Source organism: Stenotrophomonas sp. GD03794 (assembly GCF_029842145.1).
In the GTDB taxonomy this organism is placed as follows: Bacteria; Pseudomonadota; Gammaproteobacteria; order Xanthomonadales; family Xanthomonadaceae; genus Stenotrophomonas; species Stenotrophomonas riyadhensis.
On record NZ_JAOCFV010000082.1, the window covers coordinates 1 to 16,640 of the forward strand.

The window sequence follows — 16,640 nt, forward strand, 5'->3', positions numbered from 1 at the left end:
TCCGCCGATGGCCGCCGACCGCGCGCAGCGCCGCCTTTCGCCCGAATCCCCGAACCATGCGCTTGCTCACGGATTGACCACGCGATTGATGACAACGTTGTCCCTACCTGGTGCCGGACTCTCTCCCCGGCCTCCCAGGTACCCCGTCCGCCCCCTCCGTCGCCTTCCCGGGCGACGCCCGGACCTGCGTCACGCGCGGCGCCATCGGGGCCCGCGCGCCCTTTGATCGGAGACTTACCCATGTACGACCCGATTGTGCGCAGTGCCGAACGTTCGACCCGAAGCTGTCGTCCCCGCCGCCTGGCCTGGCTGCTTGCCCTGGCCGCCGGTACCGCCGCTCTGCCCGGCCTGGCGCAGGCCGCCAGCTGTGCCGGCGTGGCCCAGTGGGACCAGGCCAAGATCTACCGGGCCGGCGATACCCTGCAGAAAGGAGGCGTCCTCTATCGGGCGAACCAGGACATCTGGAACGCGCCGCCGGACCATCCGGCCGGTGCGCCCTACTACACCAACCTCGGTGCCTGCGATGGCAGCGGCAGCAACCAGCCGCCGGTGGTCAGCCTGACCTCGCCGGCCAACGGCGCCACCTTCAGCGCCGGCAGCACGGTCAACGTGACCGCCAACGCCAGTGACCCGGACGGCAGCGTCGCCAAGGTCGAGTTCTTCCGCGACGGCAGCTCGCTGGGTGTCGCCACCAGTGCGCCCTATGCGGCCAGCTGGGCCAATGCCAGCGCCGGCAGCCACACCCTGCGTGCGGTCGCGACCGACAACAACAACGCCACCACCAGCACCCCGACCATCACCATCACCGTCAACGCCGCCGGTGGCGATACCACCGCGCCGAGCGTGCCGGGCGGGCTGGCGGTTGGCACCCGCACCGCCAACAGCATCGCGCTCAGCTGGAGCCCGTCCACCGACAACACCGGTGGCAGCGGCATGGCCGGCTATGACGTGTACCGCAACGGCAGCCTGGTCGGTTCGCCGTCCAGTGCCAGCTATGTGGATGGCGGGCTGACCGCGTCGACCACCTACCGCTACCGCGTACGTGCCCGCGACAACGCCGGCAATGCGTCGGCACAGGGTACCGAGATCAGCGCCACCACGCTGGCCGGTGACGGCGGCACCACCGGCAAGCGGGTCATCGGCTACTTCACCCAGTGGGGCATCTACGGCCGCAACTACCGGGTCAAGAACATCGACAGCAGCGGCTCGGCCGCACGCCTGACCCACATCAACTACGCATTCGGCAACGTGCGCAACAACCGCTGCGAAGTGGGCATCACCCAGCCGTCGGATCCGAACAGCGGTGCCGGTGGCGATGCCTTCGCCGACTACACCAAGGCCTTCAGTGCCGCCGAGAGTGTCAGCGGCAGCGCCGATACCTGGGACCAGCCGCTGCGCGGCAACTGGAACCAGCTCAAGCAGCTCAAGGCCAAGTACCCGGGCATGAAGGTGCTGATCTCGCTCGGTGGCTGGACCTGGTCGCGTGGTTTCTCCAGCGCGGCGCGTCCGGAAAACCGCCAGGCCTTCGTCGCCTCGTGCATCGACGCCTATATCAAGGGCAACCTGCCGGTGACCGACGGTGCCGGTGGCGCTGGTGCCGCACTGGGCGTGTTCGACGGCATCGACATCGACTGGGAGTACCCGGTGGCCTGCGGCATCGAATGCGGCAAGCCGGAGGACAACGCCAACTTCACCGCCCTGATGGCCGAGTTCCGCCGCCAGCTCGATGCGGTGCGTCCGGGCCTGTTGCTGACGGTGGCAGTGGGTGCCGGCATCGACAAGATCCGCGTCACCGATCCGGCCGCGTACCACCCGTACCTGGACTACATCAACGTGATGACCTACGACTTCCACGGCGCGTGGGATGCGAAGACCAATCACCAGTCGGCGCTGTTCGATTCGCCGAATGATCCGTCCACCGGCGACCAGAAGCTGTACAACAGCAACGACGCCATCGAGGCCTTCATCAGCCGTGGCGTGCCCGCCGCCAAGCTCAACCTGGGCATCGGCTACTACGGGCGTGGCTGGACCGGTGTGGCCAACGCCAACAACGGCCTGTACCAGACCGCGACCGGCGCCGCCCCGGGCACGTATGAAGCCGGCATCGAAGACTGGAAGGTACTGAAGAACCTGGCGTGGCCGGGCTACACCGACAACACCGCTGGTGCCACCTGGATCTACAACGGCAGCACGCTGTGGAGCTTCGATACCCCGGCCAACATCACCCGCAAGATGGGCTACGTGAAGACCCAGGGCCTGGGCGGCGCGTTCGTCTGGGAGTTCAGCGGTGACGATGCGCAGGGCACGCTGACCAAGGCGGTCAGTGATGGCCTGAAATAAGGAAAAAAGCCGGGGATGCGACACGCATCCCCGGCCTCGAATCTGTAGCGCCGAGCCATGCTCGGCTGATGTTTCGGCAGCCGAGCATGGGCTCGGCTCTACAGGAAAAGGTCGGCGGCGATCAGCGCTTGGCCGACAGCTTTTCCAGCGCTGCGCGCAGCTGCGCCGGCGGCAGGTACCCCCCCAGCTGGGTGCCGTCCGGGGCGAAGATCGCCGGCGTGCCATTCACACCCAGCTGCTGGCCCAGCGCGTACTGCATCGCCACCGGGTTGGTGCAGTTCTTGGCCGGCACACTGCCACCGCGCTTGGCGTTGGTCAGCGCCTGGCGGCGATCCGCTGCACACCAGACCGAGATCATGTCGGTGTAGTCCTTGCTGCCCAGGCCCATGCGCGGGAATGCCAGGTACTCGACCGAGATGCCGTTGCGGTTGAGCTCTGCGATGTCCTGGTGCAGCTTGCGGCAGTAACCGCACTCGATGTCGGTGAACACGCTGATGGTGTACTTCGCGTTCGGCGCGGCAAACACGATGCGGTCGCCGTGGTTGGCCTTGGCCAGCAGGTCGCGGCGGTAGCCGAGCAGGCCCTCGCTGTTGGCCGGGCCCTTGGCGCGGGTGTCGTAGGGCTGCGACTGGAACAGGTAGCGGCCATCGTCGGACACGTACAGCAACTGGCCGGAAACCACGACCTCGCGGAAACCAGGGAACGGTGCAGCACCGATGTAGTCCACCTGGAAGCCGGGATTCAGCGCGGTCAGCGCGGCGCGCACCGCCTGGTCGGCCGAAGCGTTGGCGGCCGGGGCGGCCTTGGCCGCAGCCGCGGCGGGTGCCTTGGCGGCCGGCGGAGCCGGCTGGGCGCAGGCGGTCAGGCTGAGCGCACCGAACACGGCGGCGATGGCAAATCGGAGCATGGAGCGGTCCGCGACAGAAGAAGACCCCGGATTCTGACACAGCCGCCGCTACCGGGCCGCGACACTGCCCACCGTCCGAGGCCGGGGTTCAGGCCGCTGCTCAGCCGCGCGGATGGTGGCGGGCGTGCAGCTTCTGCAGGTGTTCGCGGGCCACCAGGGTGTAGATCTGGGTGGTCGACAGCGAACTGTGGCCGAGCAGCATCTGCAGCGCGCGCAGGTCGGCGCCGCGGTTGAGCAGATGCGTGGCGAAGCTGTGGCGCAGGCCATGCGGGCTGATCCGCACCGGATCGATACCGGCCACCTGCGCGTGGCGCTTGACCAGATGCCAGAACGCCTGGCGGGTCAGCGCATGCAGCGTCGGCTCGACAAACAATGGGGTCTGCCCATCGGCCAGCACCTGCACCTTGCCCTTAGCGACCAGCTGCGGGCGCGACGCCTGCAGATAGCGCTCCAGCCAGTGCTGCGATTCCTCGCCCAGCGGCACCAGCCGCTCCTTGCTGCCCTTGCCCGTGACCCTCAGCACGCCCTGGCGCAGGTTGACTGCCGTGGCCGGTAGCAGCACCAGCTCGCTCACGCGCAGGCCGGCCGCATACATCAGCTCCAGCATGGCGCGGTCGCGCAGGCCCAGCGGACTGTCGATGTCCGGCGCCGCCAGCAGTGCGTCGATCTGGCTTTCGGCCAACGCCTTCGGCAACAGCCGCGGCAGCTTCGGCGGGTCCAGCAGGGCACTGGGGTCCTCGCTGCGTTCACCACGGCGCACGCCATCGGCGAAGAACGCGCGCAGCGCCGACAGCAGGCGCGCATTGCTGCGCGGCGACCAGCCATGCCGGGTGCGCCAGGCCAGGTAATCGAACAACCCCGGGCGCTCGATGCCGGCCAGGCCACCGTCGCGTCCATCCATCCAGCGCGCCAGCCCTTCCAGGTCGCGCCGGTAGCTGTCGAGGGTGGCGCGGGCCAGGCCGTTCTCGGCCCAGATCGCATCGAGGAAGCGCTGGATGCGCGCGCTGTCGTCGGCGCGCAGCTCGGGCAGTTGCTGCACCAGCTGGCGGCGTTCGGCGGGGGTGGAAACAAGGGCCATGGGTGCAGGATACGAGGGCCACTGCGGGCACGGCCAGCTTTGCGTATGCTCGGCGCATGTCCCGCCCCGTCACCGACACGGCCCCTGCGGCCGCTACCGAAATGCCCCGCCCACGTGCCTTGTTGGCCTGGCGCGTGCTGGCGATGGTCTACGACGCACTGCCGGTGCTGGCGCTGTGGATGCTGGCCGGCACGCTGTTCACCCTCGCCTACACCTTCAGCGGCCACGCGCAGCGCGAGAACATCGCGCCGTTCAGTGCCTGGCAGTGGCTGCTGTGGGCGGTGTGCTGGGGAATCACGGGGTGGTACGCCACGGCCAGCTGGCGCCGTGGCGGACAGACGCTGGGCATGCGACCGTGGCGGCTGAAACTGCAATCGAGCGATGGCACGCCACTGCGGCGCGGCCAACTGTGGCTGCGCTTCGCGGTGGGCTCACTGTCGCTGCTGCTGGGTGGACTGGGGTTCTGGTGGGCATGGGTCGACCGCGACCGCCTGACCTGGCACGACCGCGCCAGCGGCACCCGCCTGATGCGCATGCCGAAGCAGTGATGCACCACGTGTAGAGCCGAGCATGGGCTCGGCTCTACACGATCAACGCAGCGTTCAGCCGGCTGGCGCCGGGTCCGGCAGGATCACCGCCGGCTGCGTCCAGAGGTCGAAGAAGGCGGACGCAAACGCATTGGCCTGCGCATCGTCAGCCACCGGCGACTGTCCGCTCAACTGCGCACGGGTCTTCACGAACTCCTGCCACAGTTTCAGGCTGGCCTTCTTCAGGCGCTTCTGCTCGCCTGCATCGGTTGCGGCAAGGTACTGCGCGTACAGCTCGCGCATCGGTTTGCCCTGGGCCTCATAGGCCGCCGGAAGCGGCGGCAGCTGGGCGGCAGTGAAAGCCACCGATGCTGCCGGCGGCCGGTAGCCATCCGGCCCGAAAGCCTCCTTCAGCTCGTCCCCGGCATCCAGGTATTCGAAGAAGCCAGGCACGTTGTAGAGCTTGGTCCGGTAGTCGGACGAGGTATCCGGGCTGCTGGAGACCACCGTGTCAGGCAGTTCGTCCTTCAGTCCTGCGTCCCAGCGGCGCGGAATGAAGAAGCCGGTCGCCTTCACGTAGGGACCCTCGATCTCCACATCGTTCAGTTCGATCTTCGATGCCAGGTTGCCGGTATTGGTCTTGCTGGTGACGTACTGCTCGGTGACGATCACGTACTCGGCCATGGCCGGGTTGATCAGCCCACCGATCCCGTCGGCGTAGACAACCATGCGGACGCTGCCGATCTTCTCGCTCTGCAGCCGGTACTGGCCCGGCTCCAGGACCAGGGGCATGGAGGTGTGCGGCGGCAGGGTATGCACCTGCTGGTCGACCGACAAGGTCAGCGGTGCATCCGTCGGGTTGTCGATCTCGAAGTCGACGGTGGACCGGCTGCAGCCGGCAGAAAGCAGCACGGCCGCGAAGTACGGCAGAAAGCGTTGGAAGCTCATGTTCGTCCTTGAAGTGAAACGGAAACAGCCGGGCCTTGCCCGGCTCCCTGGGAATCAACCCGACTTGCGCCGGAACAGCAATCCGGACACCGCCAGCATCACGATCGGCGGCAATGCATAGGCGATGCGGTAATCAAACTTCAACGCGCCGGCCATGCGGCCGAAGAACAGCTGCAGCAGCCAGAAGCCCAGCGCGAACAGGATGCCCAGGAACAGGCGCTTGCCCATGCCGCCGCTGCGCAGCGACCCGAACGCGAACGGCACCGCCGCCAGGCACAGCGCCAGCACGTTCACCGGGTAGAACCAGCGGCTCCAGTACACATCCTCGAAATCGCGCGCATCCAGCCCGTTGCGCTGGCGATAGGTGATGCTGGTGCTGAGTTCGGCCAGGCTGAGATTGCGCGGCTTGGCGATGCCGGTGGCCAATGCAGCCGCATCCAGCTTCGAATTCCACGGTTCGCGCGCCACTTCCTGGCGGGTCGCCGAGCGCTCGCCAAAGGTGTCGCGGCGGACCCCGGTCAGCACCCAGCCATCCTTGTCGTGCTCGGCGGTGGTGGCATGGGTCAACGAGGCAATCTTGCCGTCGTCGGCAATGCGGTACAGGCGCACGTCACGCAGGATCAGGCGCGTGCCCTTGTCGCCCACCAGCTGCTCTTCGCCGCTCTGCGCATTGAGGAAGGTATCGCCTTCGCGTGCCCACAGGCCCGAGTACCGCGTGGTGGAAATGTCCCGCCCCCACTTGGCACTGGCCTTCAGCGCATCGGCACGGTCCTGGCCCCAGGGGCCCAGCGTCTCGGCGCTGAGCACCATCACCGCAGTCAGCAGCGACAGCGCGATCGCCACCGATACGCTCAGGCGCTTGCGCGACAGGCCCAGCGCACGCAGTGCGGTCAGCTCCGAGGTCGCGGCCAGCTGGCCGAGGCCCATCAGCGCGCCGATCACCGCAGCGGTGGGGAACATCGTGTAGGCGCGGCGTGGCACGGTGTACAGCACCCATGCTGCGGCATGGCCCAGGGTGTAGCCGTTCTTGCCGATGTCCTTGAACTCGCCGGAGAACGCCATCACCACATCCAGGCCGACCAGCACGGCCCAGGTCAACAGCACCGTGGTGAACACCGACTGGCCCAGGTACAGGTCGAAACGCATCGGGCGCAGCCTCATGCGCGGGCTCCCTTCGGGCGGCCCAGGCGGCCATCACGTGCATACATCCAGATCGCCAGCGCCAGCAGTGGCAGGGTCAGCCACCACAGGCCCAGCGCGGGCGGAATCCTGCCATTGGCGATCCAGCCACTGCCGATGAACATCAGGTTGGTGCCCACCATGTAGGCCATCAGCGCCAGCATCATGCGGCCGTAGCGCTGCTGGCGCGGCGAGCTGCGGCCCAGCGGCACGGTCAGCAGGGCAAAGGCCAGCGCGATCAGCGGCGGCGCCAGGCGGCGGTGCAGCTGTGCCTGCGCCTGCGGGCGTTCATCGCCGATCAGCTTCAGGGTCGGCATCAGTTCCGGGTCGTCCTCGGTGCGGGTCTGCGCGCCATCGGGCAGGGCGACGTCGTTGCGGGCGAAGGTCGCCAGCCGGTAATCCAGCGCGCCGGCCACCGGTCCTTCCACCTGGTGGCCGTCGTCCAGCTCCAGGAAGCGCTGGCGGGTGCCCTCGAAGTACATGCGGCCGCTGTTGGCCGACACCACTTCCAGGCGGTCGTCCTTCTGCCGCTGCAGGAACACCTTGCCCAGCTCGGTGCCGTCGGGCGAGATCGAGGACAGGTAGACCACGCCGCCATTGGGCAGCGGCGTGAACCGGCCCGGCTCCAGACCGGCCATCAGCACGCTGCGGTTGGCCTCGATGATCATCTGCTCGGCCACCCGGCCGGCCCACGGGCCCAGCCACAGCGAGCAGGCGCCGACCAGCAGCACCACCGGCACCACCAGCATCAGCAAAGGCCGCAGCAACCGCTTGGGCCCCACGCCGATGGCGGTGATGACCGCCATCTCCGAGTCGCGGTACAGGCGGGCGATGGCCAGCAGCAGGCCCAGCATCAGTGCCAATGGCAGGATCAGCGGCAGGTAGGCGATGAACTGCAGGCCCAGCTGCGAGAACAGCAGCTTGGCCGGCAGGCGCCCATCGGCGATGTTGCCGAGGATGTCCACCAGCACGCCGCCCACGCTGACCACCAGCAGGACGATCAGGGTAGCCAGGAAACTCTGGACGAAATCGCCCAGCAGGTATCGGTCGAGCTTCAGCATGGGGCGGTGGTTTAAACTCTGGGGTTCGTTCGCGGTGCCGCCCAGTCTACTGTCTGGGCGTAAACGGCCTGCGATTGTACGGACTCGCCAATGGAATCTGCTCAATGGCCCTCGAATTCACCCTGAACCACGTTGCTCCGGCCGCCGCCACCGTTGATTGCCTGGTGGTCGGCGCGTATGCCGACCATACCCTGACCCCGGCTGCCCAGGCCCTGGACGCCGCCAGTGGTGGCCGCCTGGCCGCCCTGGCCCAGCGCGGCGATCTGTCCGGCAAGACCGGCGCGACCACCCTGCTGCACGACCTGCCGGGCGTGACCGCCCCGCGCGTGCTGGTGGTCGGCCTCGGCGAAGCCGCCCGCTTCGGCGTGCCGCAGTACCTGAAGGCCGTCGGCGACGCCGTGCGCGCGCTGAAGGCCGGTGCTGCCCGCAGCGCACTGTTCACCCTGTCCGAAGTGGCGGTGAAGGACCGCGACGCGGCCTGGGCGATCCGCCAGGCAGTGATCGCCGCCGATCACGCCGCGTACCGCTACACCGCCACCCTGGGCAAGAAGAAGGCCGAGGACGCCGGCCTGGCCCAGCTGGCCATCGCCGGTGACGACGCCCAGGCCCTGGCCCAGGGCCAGGCCATCGCCGCCGGCGTCGAGTTCGCCCGCGAGCTGGGCAACCTGCCGCCGAACTACTGCACCCCGGCCTACCTGGCCGAAGTGGGTGTGAAGTTCGCCGGCGAGCACGACGGTGCCGAGGCCGAGATCCTCGACGAGCACCAGATGGAGGCACTGGGCATGGGCTCGCTGCTGGCCGTGGCCCGTGGTTCGGCCAACCGCCCGCGCCTGGTCGTGCTGAAGTGGAACAATGGCGGCGACGCCAAGCCGTACGTGCTGGTCGGCAAGGGCATCACCTTCGATACCGGTGGCGTCAACCTGAAGACTCAGGGCGGCATCGAGGAGATGAAGTACGACATGTGCGGTGGCGCCAACGTCATCGGCACCTTCGTCGCTGCGGTCAAGGCCAAGCTGCCGCTGAACCTGGTGGTGGTGGTGCCGGCGGTGGAGAACGCCATCGACGGCAACGCCTACCGTCCGTCCGACGTGATCACCTCGATGTCGGGCAAGACCATCGAAGTCGGCAACACCGACGCCGAAGGCCGCCTGATCCTGTGCGACGCGCTGACCTACGCGCAACGCTTCGAGCCGGCCGCGCTGGTCGACGTCGCCACCCTGACCGGTGCCTGCATGGTCGCCCTCGGCCACCAGACCGCCGGCCTGATGAGCAAGCACGACGACCTGGCCAACGAGCTGCTGGCCGCCGGCGAGCACGTGTTCGACCGCGCCTGGCGCCTGCCGCTGTGGGACGAGTACCAGCCGATGCTGGATTCGACCTTCGCCGACGTCTACAACATCGGCGGCCGCTGGGCCGGCGCGATCACCGCTGGCTGCTTCCTGTCGCGCTTTGCCGAAGGCCAGCGCTGGGCGCACCTGGACATCGCCGGCGTGGCCAGCGATGAAGGCAAGCGTGGCATGGCCACCGGCCGCCCGGTCGGCCTGCTGAGCCAGTGGCTGCTGGACCAGACCGCCCGCGCCTGATGCCGTACCCGACCCTGGCCGGCCTCCGCCGGCCGGGGCCTCGCCCGGCACCGCCGGAACCCTGCCTGACCCGGACCCTGCCATGCCCCGCGCCGACTTCTACCTGATCGCCAAGCCCCGCTTCCTGACCGAGCCGTTGCGCCTGGTCTGCGAGCTGGCACGCAAGGCCAACGACGCCGGGCTGTTCACCCTGGTGCTGGCCCGCGACCAGGCCCAGGCCGAGGAGCTGGACGAACTGCTGTGGGCGTTCGACAACGATGCCTACATCCCGCACCAGATCGCCGGCGAGGACATGGATGAGGAAGAGGCCCTGGTGCTGATCGCCGTGCCCGGCACCGAGGCACCGGCGCGCCCGCTGGTGATCAACCTGCGCGATGAACCCTGGCTGGGCGAGTGCGAGCGCGTGCTGGAAGTGGTTCCGGCCGACCCGGAAGCGCGCGAACCGCTGCGCGAACGCTGGCGCCAGTACAAGGCCGCCGGTTACGACCTGAACAAGCACGACATGTAAGTCCAGCGAGGACCCCTTGATGCGCCTGCTGATCGCCCTGATTCTTCCCTGGCTGTCCTTCTTCACCATCGGCCGGCCGTTTGCCGGCATCGTCTGCCTGATCCTGCAGATCACCCTGATCGGCTGGCTGCCCGCCGCCATCTGGGCCGCCTACGCGGTCAGCCAGTACCACACCGACCAGAAGATCCGGCGCGCCCTCGGGCCGCGCTGATCTCCCTTCCGCCTTGATTACCGGTTCCCCCGCATGACCCAACTCGCCTCCAGTTACGACCCGAAGTCCTTCGAGACCGACCTCTACGAGGCCTGGGAGAAGGCCGGCCACTTCAAGCCGTCCGGCACGGGCGAGCCGTACACCATCCTGCTGCCGCCGCCGAACGTGACCGGCACCCTGCACATGGGCCACGCCTTCCAGCAGACCCTGATGGACGCGCTGGTGCGCTACCACCGCATGCGCGGCTACGACACCCTGTGGCAGGTCGGTACCGACCATGCCGGCATCGCCACCGAAATGGTGGTCAGCCGCAACCTGGCGCTGGAAGGCAAGGGCGAGACCCGCGATTCGCTGGGCCGCGAAGGTTTCATCGGCAAGGTCTGGGAGTGGAAGCAGCAGTCCGGCGACACCATCGAACGCCAGATGCGCCGCCTCGGCACCTCCGCCGACTGGTCGCGCAGCACCTTCACCATGGACCCGCAGCCGTCGGCGGCGGTCAACGAGGCCTTCGTGCGCTGGTACGAGCAGGGCCTGATCTATCGCGGCCAGCGCCTGGTCAACTGGGACCCGGTGCTGAAGACCGCCATTTCCGACCTGGAAGTGGAAAGCGCCGAGGAAGACGGCTTCCTGTGGTCGATCGCCTACACGCTGGATGAGGGCCTGAGCTACGAGCACGTCGAGCGCGATGCCGACGGCGTGGAAACCCTGCGCGAAACCCGCGACTACCTGGTCGTCGCCACCACCCGCCCGGAAACCCTGCTGGGCGATACCGCGGTGATGGTGCACCCGGAAGACGAGCGCTATGCGCACCTGATCGGCAAGAGCGTGGTGCTGCCGCTGACCGGCCGCCGCGTCCCGGTGATCGCCGACGACTACGTGGACCGTGCGTTCGGCACCGGCGTGGTCAAGGTCACCCCGGCGCACGATTTCAACGACTATGAAGTCGGCGTGCGCCACAGCCTGCCGATGATCAACCTGTTCACCCCGGTGGCGGCGCTGAACGAGAACGCGCCGGAGCGATTCCAGGGCCTGGACCGCTACGCCGCGCGCAAGGCCGTGCTGGCCGAGCTGGAAGACCTGGGCATCCTGGTCGAGACCAAGGCGCACAAGCTGCAGGTGCCGCGCGGCGACCGTACCGGCCAGGTGATCGAGCCGTACCTGACCGACCAGTGGTTCGTGAAGATGGACGACCTGGCCAAGCGCGGCCTGGAACTGGTCGAGGATGGGAGCATTTCCTTCGTGCCGCCGAACTGGATCAACACCTACCGCCACTGGATGAACAACATCCAGGACTGGTGCATCAGCCGCCAGCTGTGGTGGGGCCACCGCATTCCGGCGTGGTTCGACGAAGCCACCGGCAGCTGCTACGTCGGTCGCAGCGAAGAGGAAGTGCGGGCGAAGCACAACCTGGGCAGCGACGTGGTGCTGAACCAGGAAAGCGACGTGCTGGAGACCTGGTTCTCCTCGCAGCTGTGGCCGTTCTCCACCCTGGGCTGGCCCAACGAGCAGGCCATGGCCGAGCGCGGCTTCGACCGCTACCTGCCGTCGTCGGTGTTGATCACCGGCTTCGACATCATCTTCTTCTGGGTGGCGCGCATGATCATGGCCACCGACAACCTGGTCGGGAAGATCCCGTTCAAGGACGTCTACTTCACCGGCCTGATCCGCGACGGCCAGGGCCAGAAGATGTCCAAGAGCAAGGGCAACGTGCTCGACCCGCTGGACATCATCGACGGCATCACCATCGACGACCTGGTCGCCAAGCGCACCGGCGGCCTGATGCAGCCGAAGATGGTGGAGAAGATCGAGAAGGCCACCCGCAAGGAATTCCCGGACGGCATTGCTGCCCACGGTGCCGATGCGCTGCGCTTCACCATCGCCGCGCTGGCCACCCACGGCCGCGACATCAAGTTCGACATGAACCGCGCAGAGGGCTACAAGAACTTCTGCAACAAGCTGTGGAACGCCAGCCGCTTCGCGCTGATGAACACCGAGGGTGCTGCGTTCACCGGCGTGCCGACGCCGCGCACCGATGCCGAGCGCTGGATCCTCTCGCGCCTGGCCGCTACCACCGCCGAAGCGCAGGGCCATTTCGCCGCCTACCGCTTCGACCTGCTGGCGCAGTGCCTGTACGAGTTCGCCTGGAACGCGTTCTGCGACTGGTTCCTGGAACTGAGCAAGCCGGCACTGAACGGCGGCGACGCGGCTGATGCGGAGAGCACCCGCCACACCCTGCTGTACGTGCTGGAAGCGCTGCTGCGCCTGCTGCACCCGCTCACGCCGTTCATCACCGAACAGCTGTGGCAGCAGCTGGCCCCGCGCCTGGGCCTGGCCGAAACCACGCTGTCGCTGCGTCCGTACCCGACCGCCGCCGAGTTCGAAGGCGATTTCACTCAGGCTGAAGCCGACGTGGAATGGTTGAAGGCGGTGATCAGTGCGGTGCGTCGCGTGCGCAGCGAACTGAACGTGGCCCCGTCCAAGCTGGTGCCGCTACGCCTGCAGGCCGGCCTGGAGCAGGACCGCGTGCGCATCGAACGCTTCAGCGCCTCGCTGTCGTTCCTGCTGAAGCTGGACAGCATCCAGTGGCTGGCCGAAGGCGAAAGCGCACCGCCGGCCGCCGCCGCGATCGTCGGTGAGCTGAAGCTGCTGGTGCCGCTGGAAGGCCTGGTCGATCTCGATGCCGAGCGCGTGCGCCTGGACAAGGAAATCGCCCGCGTCGAAGCCGAAAAGGAAAAGAGCGAGACCAAGCTGGCCAAGTTCACCGACAAGGTGCCGCCGGCCGTGGTCGAGCAGGAACGCGTGCGCCTGGTCGACTGGAACACCCAGCTGGCCGGCCTGCGCGAGCAGCGCGCGAAGCTGTAACGCCGCGCTCTGGTGCGTGCCAACCAAGGTTGGCACCTACCACGGCGGGAGAGGTTGGCACCCACCGAAGCGGAATCGGAAACGCCGGGCGATGCCCGGCGTTTCCATTTGCCCCGCATGGCATCATCACCGGATGCCGCTTTCCATTTTCCTGCTCGTCCTCGCTGCCGCGGCACTGCACGCCAGCTGGAACGCGATCGTCAAACGCGGGCCGGACAAGTTCCTCGGCACCGTGCTGGTCACCGGCAGCGCCGCGCTGCTGTCGGCGGCTGCCCTGCCCTTCCTGCCGTTCCCGGCCGCGCACAGCTGGCCGTGGCTGGGCGCATCGGTGCTGCTGCAGGTGACGTACTACGGCCTGGTCGCCCGCTGCTACCAGCAGGTCGACATGAGCCTGGCGTATCCGCTGATGCGCGGCAGCGCGCCGATCCTGGTCGCGTTGGCGGGCACCCTGCTGGGCGAGCAGCTGCCACCGGCGGCGTGGTTGGGCGTGGTGCTGGTCAGCACCGGCATCCTGTGCATGGCACTGGGTGCGCGTGGCGGCCAGCTGCGGCTGCCGCTGCTGACTGCGGCGATGATCGCCACCTACACCCTGGTCGATGCGCAGGGCGCGCGCCAGTCCGGCAGCGCGCTCAGCTACACCCTGTGGCTGTTCCTGCTGTCGGGCATTCCGCTACCGCTGTGGGCGTTGTACACCCGCGGTGGCGCGGTGCTGGCCTATGCACGCCAGCATTGGCCGCTGGGGCTGGCCGGTGGCGTCGGCACCACGGCGTCCTACGCGATGGCCTTGTGGTCGATGACCCAGGCGCCGGTGGCCATGGTCTCGGCGCTGCGCGAATCGTCGATCCTGTTCGCGTTGCTGATCTCGGTGTTCCTGCTGCGCGAGCGGATTCCGCGTGCACGCTGGCTGGCGGCGGCGTTGATCGTCGGCGGTGTGTTGGCACTGCGGCTGGCGTGAGGAAAGCGTGCCAACCAAGGTTGGCACCTACCGGACAAGCCATTGCACGCCTTGGTAGCAGCCGACCTTGGTCGGCGCATTCCTGCCACCCCCGGTTGCCGGCTACCGGTAGTGCCGGCCGCTGGCCGGCAACCCTGCTCCGTTACAGCGGCGGCATCGCCTGCAGGTCGCCGTCGACCAGTTCGATCGCCATCACCACCGCGTCCTCGCGGCCCTGTGCGGCCGGGTAGTAGCGCGGGCGGCGGCCAATCTCGTTGAAGCCTTCGCTGTGGTACAGCGCCAGCGCCGGCGTGTTGGAGGGCCGCACTTCCAGGAACACACGCTGCGCACCACGGTCGCCGGCCAGCTGCACCAGCGCGCGCAGCAGCTGGCGCCCCAGCCCCCGCGACTGCGTCAGCGGGTCGATGCAGATGTTCAGCACATGCGCCTCGTCGGCCGCGATGCTGAGCACGCCATAGCCGATCAGCTGGCCATCGCGTTCCATGGCCAGGCCCGGATAACCCGCGCGCAGGCAGTCGACGAAGATGCCGCGGGTCCACGGAAACGGATAGCCGCGCACTTCGATCGCCATCACCGCGTTGAGGTCGCTCTCGCGCAGTGCGCGCAGGCTGACCGGCCCGGGCAGGCTGACCGCACTCATGGCGCGCCCCGCTTGCGCAGGGCGCGCAGCTGCGGCCACAGCGCGCGCTTGGCCGCCGGGTCGTGGCGCAGCTGGTCCAGCGGCCAGCTGTCCATCAGTGACTGCGTGGCCGGATCATTGGGGTTGCAACCGGATGCGCGCAGCAAGGCGATCTGCAGGCGATCCGGCAGGCGCACCACCGGCTGCCGGGCATTGCCGCCCGGCAGTGGACGGCTGGCGGCCGGCGCGGTATCCGGTGCGCTGACCGGCGTCTCGCGGCGCGGCGCCGGGCGTTCCTGGCGCGCTGCCGGAGCCGATTCGGCGCGGGGCTCCCGCGAAGAAGGTGCCGTGCCTGCCCGTGCCGGTTCCGCTGGCGGCGCGGCAGCCGCCTCGGCTTCGGCCACGCTCAGCTGCAGCGCGGCATCCAGTTCGGCGGCCAGCTGGCCGTCGTGGTAGACGGTGTAGCCCATGGCCTGCAGCCAGGCCTGCTGGGCCGGCGACCACAGCACGGGCAGGTCCTGGCTCACGCGGCCTCGGGCTTCTTGCGCAGGCGCTGCACGGCCCACATCACCGGGCCGGACAAGGCGTACAGGATGCCGACCGCAAACAGCACGCGCGGCAGGTCGATCACCGCAATCGCGATCGCCACCGGCACCAGCGCCAGCACCAGGAACGGCACGCGATCGGAGCGGGTGCCCTTGGCGGCACCGCCCTTGAAGCTCCAGAAGCGGATGCGGCTGACCATCAGCAGCGCCGCGACGATCGTCACTGCCAAGGCCACGTAGCGCAGCTGGTTGCCGTCCCAGCCCAGGTTGCCATCGGCAAAGGCCCAGACGAAGGACATCATCAGGCCAGCCGCAGCCGGGCTGGCCAGGCCGACGAACCAGCGCTTGTCGACCACGGCGACCTGGGTATTGAAGCGGGCCAGGCGCAGCGCCGCGCAGGCGGCATATAGGAAAGCGACGGCCCAGCCGACGCGGCCGAGCAGCGGGTCATCGAACTTCAGCCACGACAGCGACCAGTGGTACATCACCAGCGCCGGGGCCATGCCGAAGCTGACCAGGTCGGCCAGCGAGTCGTACTGCACGCCGAATTCACTGCTGGTGCCGGTCAGGCGCGCCACGCGCCCGTCCAGGCCATCCATCACCGCCGCCACGAACACGGCGATGCTGGCATTGACGAAATCCCCGTTGGCTGCGGCGATGATCGCGTAGAAGCCTGCGAACAGGCCGGCGGTGGTGAACAGGTTGGGCAGCAGGTAAATCGTGCGCGAGCGCGGCGGCGGTGTGATCGGGTCCATGGAATCCAGTTTAATCGACTTGCCAGTACTCGGCGCCAATGCTGCAATCGACGTTCTACGCCCATTCCGTGGAGTCCGCCATGCGTGCCCTGTCCTGCCTTGGATGCCTGCTGCTGTTGGCCAGTGCCAACGCCGTGGCTGGCCCGGTCTATAAATGGAAGGACGCCAATGGCGTGACCCAGTACTCGGAGACCCCTCCAGCGGGCAGGAAGTATGAAACCCGCGAGCAGGCCCGCAGCCCACAGCCGGCCGCCAGCACCGAGACCCCGGCCGCACCGGTCCCCGAGCAGTGCCGCACGGCCCGCGCCAACCTGACGCTGCTGGAGGGCACCGGCCAGGTGATGCAGGACACCGACGGCGACGGCAAGCCTGACACCGCGTTGACCCCGGAGCAGCGCAGCGCACAGAAGGGATTGGCTGAAGCCACCATCAAGGCCTACTGCCCGGCAGAGTGAGGGTATCGGCAGGGCTGCGCCCTGCACCCGCAGAGGCAAAAGCAAGGGCAACAACCGGCTCTGGGCTTTCTGTGGGTTTGGCGGGGCGGTGTCGGATTGCGGGGACG

General features: G+C 68.2%; 16 protein-coding genes. 8 read left to right on the forward strand and 8 right to left on the reverse strand.

Annotation, left to right across the window (positions count from 1 at the left end):
- The first annotated feature begins 240 nt into the window (after window positions 1-240).
- The gene (locus N5D91_RS23185; RefSeq protein WP_180855425.1) at window positions 241-2,340 is read left to right on the forward strand and encodes a glycosyl hydrolase family 18 protein; all 2,100 of its coding nucleotides are present in this window, start codon (window positions 241-243) and stop codon (window positions 2,338-2,340) included.
- A 121-nt stretch (window positions 2,341-2,461) separates the two neighbouring features.
- Here the strand turns inward: N5D91_RS23185 and N5D91_RS23190 are convergent, their stop codons facing one another.
- Both N5D91_RS23190 and xerD read right to left on the reverse strand, forming a co-directional pair.
- On the reverse strand, window positions 2,462-3,247 hold the full coding sequence (locus tag N5D91_RS23190) for a DsbC family protein (RefSeq protein WP_032128013.1): 786 nt from the start codon (window positions 3,245-3,247) through the stop codon (window positions 2,462-2,464).
- Between the two features lie 100 nt (window positions 3,248-3,347).
- Window positions 3,348-4,325 (reverse strand): site-specific tyrosine recombinase XerD, encoded by a 978-nt coding sequence (xerD, locus tag N5D91_RS23195; RefSeq protein ID WP_180855426.1) that lies wholly within the window; start codon window positions 4,323-4,325, stop codon window positions 3,348-3,350.
- Between the two features lie 56 nt (window positions 4,326-4,381).
- Between xerD and N5D91_RS23200 the strand changes: the two genes are divergently transcribed.
- Complete coding sequence (locus tag N5D91_RS23200) at window positions 4,382-4,873, forward strand: RDD family protein (protein ID WP_180855427.1); 492 nt, start codon at window positions 4,382-4,384, stop codon at window positions 4,871-4,873.
- Between the two features lie 54 nt (window positions 4,874-4,927).
- Here N5D91_RS23200 and N5D91_RS23205 read toward each other — a convergent pair whose 3' ends face one another.
- The 3 genes from N5D91_RS23205 to lptF are packed head-to-tail and all read right to left on the reverse strand — an operon-like array spanning window position 4,928 to window position 8,040.
- Complete coding sequence (locus N5D91_RS23205; RefSeq protein WP_180855428.1) at window positions 4,928-5,800, reverse strand: hypothetical protein; 873 nt, start codon at window positions 5,798-5,800, stop codon at window positions 4,928-4,930.
- A 54-nt stretch (window positions 5,801-5,854) separates the two neighbouring features.
- A complete protein-coding gene (gene lptG / locus N5D91_RS23210; RefSeq protein WP_110710995.1) occupies window positions 5,855-6,961 on the reverse strand; it encodes an LPS export ABC transporter permease LptG in 1,107 nt (368 codons plus the stop codon).
- The gene (gene lptF / locus N5D91_RS23215) at window positions 6,958-8,040 is read right to left on the reverse strand and encodes an LPS export ABC transporter permease LptF (RefSeq protein ID WP_110710994.1); all 1,083 of its coding nucleotides are present in this window, start codon (window positions 8,038-8,040) and stop codon (window positions 6,958-6,960) included. The genes lptG and lptF overlap by 4 nt, the downstream gene beginning before the upstream one ends.
- Window positions 8,041-8,144: 104 nt before the next feature.
- Between lptF and N5D91_RS23220 the strand changes: the two genes are divergently transcribed.
- The 5 genes from N5D91_RS23220 to N5D91_RS23240 all read left to right on the forward strand — a co-directional run bounded on the left by N5D91_RS23220 (window position 8,145) and on the right by N5D91_RS23240 (window position 14,159).
- Entirely contained in the window at window positions 8,145-9,623 is a 1,479-nt protein-coding gene (locus N5D91_RS23220) for a leucyl aminopeptidase (RefSeq protein WP_110710993.1), read from the forward strand.
- An 82-nt stretch (window positions 9,624-9,705) separates the two neighbouring features.
- On the forward strand, window positions 9,706-10,131 hold the full coding sequence (locus tag N5D91_RS23225) for a DNA polymerase III subunit chi (RefSeq protein WP_049400292.1): 426 nt from the start codon (window positions 9,706-9,708) through the stop codon (window positions 10,129-10,131).
- A 19-nt stretch (window positions 10,132-10,150) separates the two neighbouring features.
- Window positions 10,151-10,342 carry a YqaE/Pmp3 family membrane protein gene (locus N5D91_RS23230; protein ID WP_012510005.1) on the forward strand — a complete coding sequence of 64 codons (192 nt, stop codon included), beginning with the start codon at window positions 10,151-10,153 and terminating at the stop codon, window positions 10,340-10,342.
- A 33-nt stretch (window positions 10,343-10,375) separates the two neighbouring features.
- A complete protein-coding gene (locus tag N5D91_RS23235) occupies window positions 10,376-13,204 on the forward strand; it encodes a valine--tRNA ligase (RefSeq protein ID WP_180855429.1) in 2,829 nt (942 codons plus the stop codon).
- Between the two features lie 133 nt (window positions 13,205-13,337).
- The gene (locus N5D91_RS23240) at window positions 13,338-14,159 is read left to right on the forward strand and encodes an EamA family transporter (RefSeq protein WP_107432755.1); all 822 of its coding nucleotides are present in this window, start codon (window positions 13,338-13,340) and stop codon (window positions 14,157-14,159) included.
- 142 nt (window positions 14,160-14,301) lie between these two features.
- Here N5D91_RS23240 and rimI read toward each other — a convergent pair whose 3' ends face one another.
- Genes rimI through pssA form a run of 3 tightly spaced genes read right to left on the reverse strand, consistent with a single transcriptional unit; the run spans window position 14,302 to window position 16,078 of the window.
- Window positions 14,302-14,799 carry a ribosomal protein S18-alanine N-acetyltransferase gene (gene rimI, locus N5D91_RS23245; RefSeq protein WP_088024100.1) on the reverse strand — a complete coding sequence of 166 codons (498 nt, stop codon included), beginning with the start codon at window positions 14,797-14,799 and terminating at the stop codon, window positions 14,302-14,304.
- Window positions 14,796-15,305 (reverse strand): hypothetical protein, encoded by a 510-nt coding sequence (locus N5D91_RS23250; protein WP_110710990.1) that lies wholly within the window; start codon window positions 15,303-15,305, stop codon window positions 14,796-14,798. Before N5D91_RS23250 ends, rimI begins: the two co-directional genes overlap by 4 nt.
- Window positions 15,302-16,078, reverse strand: a complete 777-nt coding sequence (gene pssA / locus N5D91_RS23255; RefSeq protein ID WP_088024094.1) for a CDP-diacylglycerol--serine O-phosphatidyltransferase — start codon at window positions 16,076-16,078, stop codon at window positions 15,302-15,304. The genes N5D91_RS23250 and pssA overlap by 4 nt, the downstream gene beginning before the upstream one ends.
- A gap of 80 nt (window positions 16,079-16,158) precedes the next feature.
- Here pssA and N5D91_RS23260 point away from each other — a divergent pair, with 80 nt between their 5' ends.
- Complete coding sequence (locus N5D91_RS23260; protein ID WP_110714250.1) at window positions 16,159-16,533, forward strand: DUF4124 domain-containing protein; 375 nt, start codon at window positions 16,159-16,161, stop codon at window positions 16,531-16,533.
- Window positions 16,534-16,640: the final 107 nt, after the last annotated feature.